At 73.3% G+C, this 658-nt stretch carries 1 protein-coding gene; it reads left to right on the top strand.

Annotation, left to right across the window (positions count from 1 at the left end):
• A partial coding sequence (locus tag L6Q96_23340; protein ID MCK6557482.1) for an ABC transporter ATP-binding protein occupies positions 1-658 on the top strand: 658 nt, incomplete at both ends.

Below are 658 nucleotides of genomic sequence, written 5' to 3'. Positions count from 1 at the left end.
TGCTCGGCAAGGCCTACGACGCCCGGCTGATGGCGCGGCTCTGGCGCTGGGTCGCGCCCTATCGCGGCCAGGTCGCCGCCACGCTGCTGCTCACGGCGCCGATGTTCGTGCTCGAGCTGGCGCCCGCCTGGCTCGTCAAGGCGGGCCTCGATCGCGTCCAGGGTGAGGGCGCAGAGGCTGGCCGCCTCGGCTGGCTCCTGGCCCCGCCCGGCGCGATCGACCCCCTCGCCTGGCTCGCCGGCCTCTACCTGCTCGCGATGGCGCTCGGGGCCGCGCTCCAGTTCCTGCACGCGGTGCTGATGGCGAAGACCGGCCAGGCGGCGATGCGCGACCTGCGGCGCGACGTCTTCGCCCACCTCCAGGCGCTGCACCTCGGCTTCTTCGACCGCCACCCGGTCGGCCGCCTCGTGACGCGCGCCACCAACGACGTCGAGAACCTCTCGGAGATGTTCTCGGCCGGCATCGTCGCCCTGGTGACCGACGTGCTCAAGATGGCCGGCTTCGCGGTGGTGCTGTTCCTGGTCGAGCCGCGGCTCGCGCTGGTGGCCTTCCTGGTCGTCCCGCTCCTCGCTGCGGCCGCCCTGGTGTTCCGGGCCCGGGTGCGCGAGGCCTTCCGCAAGGTCCGCGTCCGCATCGCGCGCATCAACGCGATGATCCA

The organism is Candidatus Binatia bacterium, assembly GCA_023150935.1.
Classification (GTDB): Bacteria; Desulfobacterota; Binatia; order HRBIN30; family HRBIN30; genus JAKLJW01.
This window is presented reverse-complemented; position numbering and strand designations above follow the sequence as displayed.